This window comes from Streptomyces sp. SID5785 (assembly GCF_009870065.1).
Lineage (GTDB): Bacteria > Actinomycetota > Actinomycetes > Streptomycetales > Streptomycetaceae > Streptomyces.
On sequence record NZ_WWIA01000462.1, the window covers coordinates 1 to 7,932 of the forward strand.

The 7,932-nt window shown below is 72.7% G+C and carries 8 protein-coding genes; 1 reads left to right on the forward strand and 7 read right to left on the reverse strand.

The window, feature by feature from the left end; genetic code table 11:
- Nucleotides 1-235 precede the first annotated feature (235 nt).
- On the forward strand, nucleotides 236-1,042 hold the full coding sequence (locus GTW43_RS15205; RefSeq protein WP_161302463.1) for an SAM-dependent methyltransferase: 807 nt from the start codon (nucleotides 236-238) through the stop codon (nucleotides 1,040-1,042).
- Between the two features lie 62 nt (nucleotides 1,043-1,104).
- Here the strand turns inward: GTW43_RS15205 and mug are convergent, their stop codons facing one another.
- The 7 genes from mug to GTW43_RS15240 form a co-directional block, all read right to left on the reverse strand.
- Nucleotides 1,105-1,653, reverse strand: a complete 549-nt coding sequence (mug, locus tag GTW43_RS15210) for a G/U mismatch-specific DNA glycosylase (protein WP_161302467.1) — start codon at nucleotides 1,651-1,653, stop codon at nucleotides 1,105-1,107.
- Nucleotides 1,650-3,089, reverse strand: a complete 1,440-nt coding sequence (gene purB / locus GTW43_RS15215) for an adenylosuccinate lyase (RefSeq protein ID WP_161302465.1) — start codon at nucleotides 3,087-3,089, stop codon at nucleotides 1,650-1,652. Before purB ends, mug begins: the two co-directional genes overlap by 4 nt.
- A 144-nt stretch (nucleotides 3,090-3,233) precedes the next feature.
- The gene (locus tag GTW43_RS15220) at nucleotides 3,234-3,830 is read right to left on the reverse strand and encodes a YdeI/OmpD-associated family protein (RefSeq protein ID WP_161300800.1); all 597 of its coding nucleotides are present in this window, start codon (nucleotides 3,828-3,830) and stop codon (nucleotides 3,234-3,236) included.
- 31 nt (nucleotides 3,831-3,861) lie between these two features.
- Complete coding sequence (locus tag GTW43_RS15225; RefSeq protein ID WP_161300799.1) at nucleotides 3,862-4,653, reverse strand: SGNH/GDSL hydrolase family protein; 792 nt, start codon at nucleotides 4,651-4,653, stop codon at nucleotides 3,862-3,864.
- Between the two features lie 59 nt (nucleotides 4,654-4,712).
- Entirely contained in the window at nucleotides 4,713-5,726 is a 1,014-nt protein-coding gene (locus tag GTW43_RS15230) for a hemolysin family protein (RefSeq protein ID WP_161300798.1), read from the reverse strand.
- Nucleotides 5,723-7,168, reverse strand: a complete 1,446-nt coding sequence (locus GTW43_RS15235) for a hemolysin family protein (protein ID WP_237536453.1) — start codon at nucleotides 7,166-7,168, stop codon at nucleotides 5,723-5,725. Before GTW43_RS15235 ends, GTW43_RS15230 begins: the two co-directional genes overlap by 4 nt.
- A 183-nt stretch (nucleotides 7,169-7,351) precedes the next feature.
- Nucleotides 7,352-7,780, reverse strand: a complete 429-nt coding sequence (locus tag GTW43_RS15240; RefSeq protein WP_161300797.1) for a GNAT family N-acetyltransferase — start codon at nucleotides 7,778-7,780, stop codon at nucleotides 7,352-7,354.
- Nucleotides 7,781-7,932 lie beyond the last annotated feature (152 nt).

The following is a 7,932-nucleotide window of genomic DNA, read 5'->3' on the forward strand; positions in this document are numbered from 1 at the left end:
GGGCTGGTGGGCCGTGCGCCGCCGCGACGCCTGACGCTTGCGGCGGTCCGGCCTCCGGCCTACGGCTCCCGGCTTCCGGCCTACGGCTCCCGGCCTCCGGTCCCCGGCTCCCGTACGTCCGTACGGTCGGGCGGCGCGTTGTCGGCGCGAGGAACTACCCTGCGAGCATGGGATCTTGACCCCGGGCGGCACGCCCGGGGCGCGGGTCGAGCAGCCGGCGCACGAAGGGGAGCACATGAGCGACGACAGCGCGCAGCAGCCGGGAGAGCGCATCGCGAGCCACATCGCGCACAACGCCCGTGTGTGGAACTACTGGCTGGGCGGCAAGGACCACTACGAGGTCGACGAGCAGGTCGGCGACATGGTCACGTCCATGTACCCGAGCATCGGCGAGGTCGCCCGCGCCGACCGTGCCTTCCTCGGCCGCGCGGTCTCCTTCCTCGCCGGGGAGGCGGGCATCCGCCAGTTCCTCGACATCGGTACGGGCCTGCCGACGGTGGACAACACGCACGAGGTGGCCCAGCGCATCGCCCCGGACGCCCGGATCGTCTACGTGGACAACGACCCGATCGTGCTGACCCACGCCCGCGCCCTGCTCACCAGCACGGCCGAGGGTGCCACCGACTACGTCGACGCGGACGCGCACGACCCCGCCGCCATCGTGCGGACGGCCTCGGACACGCTCGACTTCGACCGGCCCGTCGCGATCATGCTGCTGGGCATCCTGAACTTCGTCCTGGACACCCAGGAGGCGACGGGGATCGTCCGGCGCCTCGTCGACGCCGTCCCGTCCGGCAGCTACGTGGTCCTCACGCATCCGACCCTGGAGCTGGGCGGCGAAGGCAACGAGGCGGCGATGAAGTTCTGGAACGAGAACGCGACCCCGCCGATCACCGCGCGCACCGGCGCCGAGGTGCGGGGTTTCCTGGACGGCCTGGAGATCGTGGAGCCCGGACTGGTCTCCTGCGCCCGCTGGCGTTCCGAGGGCGCCGAGGAGGGCCCGCTGGTGGCCCAGTTCGGCGTGGTGGCCCGCAAGCCGTAGCGACGGCGCGGGCCGCACGGGGGAAGAGCCCGGGCGCACCCACGACGGCGGGCGGCCTGCGCCTATTCAGGGGTGGCGGCCCGGCGCAGCCGCGCGTACTCCTCGGCCATCGTCGCGGCCGTCCAGTGCGCGTTGAGCCCGCTCGGGTTGGGCAGGACCCACACCCGGGCGCCGCCGATCAGCCGTTCCTGCGGCCCGATCGCGGCCTTCGGCTCGCCGAACGCCGCGCGGTACGCGGTCACGCCCACGACGGCGAGCCGGCGCGGCCGCAGCCGCTCCACCTTGGCCTCCAGGAGCCGGCCGCCCTCGCGGAACTCGGCGGGGCTCAGCTCGTCGGCCCGCGCGGTGGCCCGCGCGACGACGTTGGTGATCCCGAGCCCGTACGACAGGAGTTCGTCCTGCTCGTCGGGCCGCAGCAGGCGGGGGGTGAACCCGGACAGGTGGAGCACCGGCCAGAACCGGTTGCCGGGCCGCGCGAAGTGGTGACCGGTCGCGGCCGTCATCAGTCCCGGATTGATCCCGCAGAACAGGACGGAGAGGCCGCCCGCGACGACGTCCGGTACGAGACGGTCGCGGGCGGCCTCCAGGTCCGCGGGGGTGAGCCGGGTCAGAGGATGGCCCCGGGGGTGTACCCGGCGGCCTCCGGGTGCTGCTTCGCGATCTCCTCGACGCGCGCGACGATCTGCCCGACCTGGCCGGCGGCGGCGCCGGTGAAGGACAGCTTGTCGGCCATCAGCGCGTCGAGCTCGGCGCGGTCGAGCGGGATGCGGGCGTCGGCGGCCAGCTTGTCGAGCAGCTCGTTGCGCTCGGCGCCCTGCTCCCGCATCGCGAGGGCCGAGGCCACCGCGTTCTCCTTGATGGCCTCGTGGGCCTCCTCGCGGCCGACACCGGCCCGCACGGACGCCATGAGCACCTTCGTGGTGGCGAGGAACGGCAGGTACCGGTCCAGCTCACGGGCGACGACGGCCGGGAACGCGCCGAACTCGTCGAGGACCGTCAGGAACGTCTCCAGGAGGCCGTCGAGCGCGAAGAACGCGTCCGGCAGCGCCACGCGACGGACCACGGAGCAGGACACGTCGCCCTCGTTCCACTGGTCGCCCGCCAGCTCGCCGGTCATCGACGCGTAGCCGCGCAGGATCACCATGAGGCCGTTGACGCGCTCGCAGGAGCGGGTGTTCATCTTGTGCGGCATCGCCGACGAGCCGACCTGGCCCGGCTTGAAGCCCTCGGTGACCAGCTCGTGCCCGGCCATCAGACGGATCGTCTTGGCCAGCGACGAGGGGGCCGCGGCGAGCTGCACCAGCGAGGTGACGACCTCGTAGTCGAGCGAGCGCGGGTAGACCTGGCCGACGGAGGTGAAGGCCTGGGAGAAGCCGAGGTGACCGGCGATCCGGTCCTCCAGCTCGGCCAGCTTCGTGTCGTCGCCGCCCAGCAGGTCCAGCATGTCCTGTGCGGTGCCGACGGGGCCCTTGATGCCGCGCAGCGGGTAGCGGGTGAGCAGCTCCTCGACCCGGCCGTACGCGACGAGCAGTTCGTCGGTGGCGGTCGCGAAGCGCTTCCCGAGGGTCGTGGCCTGCGCCGCGACGTTGTGCGAGCGGCCCGCCATGACCAGCTCGCCGTACTCGCCGGCCAGCTTGCCGAGGCGCGCGAGGACGGCGACGGAGCGGTCCCGGACCAGCTCGAGGGAGAGCCGGATCTGCAGCTGCTCGACGTTCTCCGTCAGGTCGCGGGACGTCATGCCCTTGTGGACCTGCTCGTGCCCGGCGAGCGCGTTGAACTCCTCGATGCGCGCCTTCACGTCGTGCCGCGTGACCTTCTCGCGCTCGGCGATGGAGGCCAGGTCGACCTGGTCGAGCACGCGCTCGTAGTCGGCGATCGCGGCGTCCGGCACCTCGATCCCCAGGTCCTTCTGGGCCTTCAGAACGGCAAGCCAGAGGCGGCGCTCCAGCTTCACCTTCTCCTCGGGGGACCAGAGGGTGGCGAGCTCGGTGGAGGCATAGCGTCCGGCGAGTACGTTCGGGATACGGGGCTTGGCAGGCGCAGTCACGTGGACCGAGTTTACCGGGCGTCCCTACAAGCTCCGCACCACGGCAGGGATGGAGGAACCTACAGCTCAACGAGGGCGCCGACCCCCCTGACGCGGGCGGGGCGCCGTCGCCCCCTCGTACATGCCGCCGGTGCGGGATCCGTCTCAGGGCTCCGGGTGAGGTGCGGCCTGCGGTTCCGGCCCGGTCAGTGTCCGCACCGCGCGCTCCAGACGTGTCCTGCGTACCTCGGGGGTCGCCGCCTGGAGCAGCGGGAGCAGCACGAGGTAGCGAGCGGTGCGGTCGAGGGACGCGAAGGCGGCGTCCGCCGCCGGGTCCGCGGCGAGGGCCGCCGCGAGATCGTCGGGGACGGTGGCCGCCGACTGGGACGCGTAGGCGCGGTCCCAGCGGCCGTCCTCCTGGGCCCGCCTGACCTCCGCGAGACCGGGTTCGCGCATCCGGCCCGCCGCTGCGAGGGCGGCGACCTTCTCGACGTTGACCTGGGACCACAGGCTCCGCTTGCGGCGCGGCACGTACCTCTGCAGGTAGTACTTCTCGTCGAGGCCGCGGCGCCGGCCGGAGACCCAGCCCCAGCACAGGCCGGTGTCGACCAGCTCGTCGTCCGTGACTGAGGCGATCCCCGACGCCTTCTTCGCCACCTTGACCCACAGGCCCGCCTCGCGCGCGTGGTGCTCGGCCAGCCAGTTCTCGAAGGCCTCGGCGTCCGGGAACGCGCGGACCTCCACCCCGTCGAACTCCTCCATGGGGGCAGCCTAGAGCCCTGTCTGGGCCCTGTCAGGCGTCGGGCGGCGTGGAGACGTCCCCGTAGGGCTCGAGAGCGGCCCGCTTGGGCGCGCGTCCGTCGCCCGAGGAACGGCCCGTGAGACGGCGGCCGATCCACGGCACCAGGTGCTGCTTGGCGAAGCGGGCGTCGGCGACGCGCCGCGCACCCCAGTTCGGCCGCGCGGCCGCGTCCAGTGGCGCCCGCCAGTCGGACTCCGGCGGGTATCCCAACGCCTGCCACACGGCCTCCGCCACCCGCTCGTGCCCCTCGGCGGTCAGGTGCAGCCGGTCGACGTCCCACAGCCGCTGCTCGCCGAGGACCGGCGCCCCGTACAGGTCGACGACCACGGCGCCGTGCCGCGCCGCGAGGTCGTCGATGCAGGTGAAGAGCTCCTCCATGCGCGGCCGGAAGCGCTCCATGACCGGTCCGTCGCGCCCGGGGCTGCGCATCAGGACCAGCTGTTCGCAGGAGGGGGCGAGACGCTCGACGGCCTCGGTGAGCAGCCCCCGCACGCGCCCCATGTCGCACTTGGGCCGCAGGGTGTCGTTGAGCCCGCCGACGAGGGTGACCACGTCGGCCTTCATCGCGGCGGCGACATCGATCTGCTCGTCGACGATCTGCCCGATGAGCTTGCCGCGCACGGCCAGATTGGCGTAACGGAAGCCGGGGCTGCGGGCGGCCATCCGGCCGGCGAGCAGGTCCGCCCAGCCGCGGTACGACCCGTCGGGAAGCCGGTCCGACATGCCCTCGGTGAAGGAGTCGCCGACCGCGACGAGACTGGTGTACTTGACATTCATCTGCATGGCGCCAGAGATCGTATCCCGGGCCGCGGCGTGGTCCGCCACGACCCGGGAACGCCGGGTCAGACGGGCTGCCCGAACAGCTCGCGCAGGACGTCCTCCATGGTGACCATGCCCGCGAGCCGGCCGTCCGCGCCGAGCACGGCGGCCACGTGGGTGCGGCTGCCGCGCATGGCGGTGAGGACGTCGTCCATGGGCGTCGTCTCGCGTACGCGCGCGATGGAGCGCATGTCGGGCACCCGGAACGGCAGGTCGCGCGGGGCCGCGTCCAGCGCGTCCTTCACGTGGAGGTAGCCCACGATGCGCCGGCCCTCGTCCACGACGGGGAAGCGCGAGAAGCCCGACTCGGCCGACAGCTGTTCCAGCTGCTCGGGGGTGACGCCCACGCGCGCGTAGACGACCTCCTCCAGGGGCAGGACGACGTCCTTCACCGGGCGGCGGCCCAGTTCCAGGGCGTCGTGCAGGCGCTCCTGGGCGCGGTCGTCGATGAGACCGGCGTCCGAGGAGTCCTTGACCATGCGCGCGAGCTCGTCGTCCGAGAACGTGGCCGCGACCTCGTCCTTGACCTCCACCCTGAGCAGTTTCAGGAGGGTGTTCGCGAAGGCGTTCACCGTGAAGATCACCGGGCGCAGCGCCCGGGCCAGGGCCACCAGCGGCGGGCCGAGCAGCAGGGCCGAACGGACCGGCTCGGCCAGCGCGATGTTCTTGGGGACCATCTCGCCGAGCAGCATGTGCAGGTACGTCGCGACGGACAGAGCGATCACGAACGAGATCGGATGCACCAGGCCGTGCGGCACCCCGACGGCGTCGAACAGCGGCTCCAGCAGGTGCGCGATCGCGGGCTCGGCGACGATGCCGAGGACCAGGGTGCACAGCGTGATGCCGAGCTGCGCGGCGGCGAGCAGGGCGGAGACGTGCTGCAGCCCCCACAGGACGCTGCGGGCCCGCCGGTCGCCCTCCTCGGCGTGCGGCTCGATCTGGCTGCGCCGCACGGAGATCAGGGCGAACTCGGCGCCGACGAAGAACGCGTTGACGACCAGGGTCGCCAGGCCGATCAGCAACTGGATCGCGGTCATCGGTTTGCCCCCTTCGTCTTGCGGTGCCGGTCCCGTTCCCGGTCCCGGTCTCTGTCCTTACCTCTGTCCCTGTCCCTGTCCCTGCCTCGGTCCGGGAACCTGTCCCTGGCCCCGTCCTCGGTGTCCGGGGTGTCCTCGGCGGCCGGCGCGTGCAGCAGGACGCGTGCGGCGCGGTGTCCGTGTGCGTCGACCACGTCGAGGCGCCAGCCGGTGACCTCGACGGTGTCACCGACGCCGGGGATGCGCCCCAGCTCGGTCGCCACGAGACCGGCCAGCGTCTCGTACGGGCCGTCGGGCACCCGCAGCCCGACCCGCGCGAGCCGGTCGGTGCGGGCGGCGCCGTCGGCCGAGTACAGGGTCCGCCCGGCGTCGTCGGTGCCGGCGGGCGCGATGTCGGGCGTCTCGTGCGGATCATGCTCGTCCCGCACCTCGCCGACGACCTCCTCGACGATGTCCTCCAGCGTCGCGACGCCCGCGGTCCCGCCGTACTCGTCGATGACGACGGCCATCGTGCGCTTGCCGGACAGCCGGTCGAGCAGCCGGTCCACGGTGAGCGTCTCGGGGACGAGCAGCGGCTCGCGGAGCAGGTCGGCGACGCCCTTGCGGGCCCGCTGGTGGTCGGGGACGGCGAGCACGTCCTTGATGTGGACGACACCGACGACCGAGTCGAGACTGCCGCGGTAGACGGGGAAGCGGGACAGACCGGTGGCGCGGGTCGCGTTGGCCACGTCCTCGCAGGTGGCCTGGAGGTCCAGGGCCATGACCTGGACGCGCGGCGTCATCACGTTCTCCGCGGTGAGGTCGGCCAGGTTCAGGGTGCGCACGAACAGCTCGGCGGTGTCCGCCTCGAGGGCGCCCTCCTTGGCCGAGTGCCGGGCCAGCGCCATCAGCTCCTGGGGGCCGCGCGCGGAGGCGAGCTCCTCGGTGGGCTCGATGCCGAAGCGGCGCACCAGCCGGTTCGCCGTGTTGTTGAGGTGGGTGATGAACGGGCGGAAGAGTGCGCTGAACCAGCGCTGCGGCGTCGCCACCCGCTTGGCCACGGCCAGCGGCGAGGAGATCGCCCAGTTCTTCGGCACCAGTTCACCGACGACCATCAGGAACACGGTCGACAGGGCGGTGCCGAGGACGAGCGCGACCGAGGTCGACGCCGAGCCCGGGACGCCCAGGGACTCGAGCGGGCCCGCGATGAGCTTGGCGATGGACGGCTCGGCGAGCATGCCGACGACCAGATTGGTGACGGTGATGCCGAGCTGGGCACCGGAGAGCTGGAACGTCAGATTCCGTACGGCCTTGAGGGCGCCGGCCGCGCCGCGCTCGCCGCGCTCCACGGCCGTCTCGAGGTCGCTGCGCTCGACGGTCGTGAGCGAGAACTCCGCCGCGACGAACGCGCCGCAGGCCAGGGAGAGCAGCACGGCCACGGCGAGCAGGAGTACTTCGGTCATCGGGTCACCTCCGTCCCATCTTCGGCCAGTGACGGGAGGGGCGCGCGATCACGGGGACCGTGCAGGAGGAAGGACCGGGTACTGGGAGGCTCGCCCATGGGCGGACGCTCACACCTTTCGCAGAAGTTCCGATGAGTCAGCCCATAGTAAAGGATCGGCAAAGCGTGCGTGTCGGTCGGGAGATCAGGGAGCGGTCAGGGGCTTCACCCAGCGCGACCACTGCGGCTCGGGCGCGTACCCGGCGGCTTCCCACGCACGGTGGGCCCGCTCGTTCCGGTCCAGGACCATCGCGTCGCCGCGTCGCCCGCCGAGTGCCACGAACCGCTCCTCGGCCGCCGCGAGCAGCGCCGATCCGATGCCCTGACGCCGGGCCTCCGGCCGCACCGCGAGCCGGTACAGATGGCACCGCCACCCGTCGAACCCCGCGATCACCGTCCCGACCAGCGCTCCGTCGCGCTCCGCGAGCAGCAGGGCGCCGGCGTCCCGGGCGACCAGCCGGTCCACGCCCGCGCGGTCGTCGCTGATGCTCGTGCCCTCGGCGGCGGTCCGCCAGAACTCCAGCACGGTCGGCACGTCGGAGGGGCACGCGGCCCGGATACGAAGATCACTCATGCCGCGATCCCACCACCGCCGGCCCGGCGCACGCCGCCGATTTCACATGCCGGACGGGCCGGCCTCGCCCTTGCCGGTACTAGCCTTCCGGCGCCAGGGGGGCCGCGCCGTCGTCCCGGGGGCGGCGCGCGGTGCCGAGCACGCAGTACGTC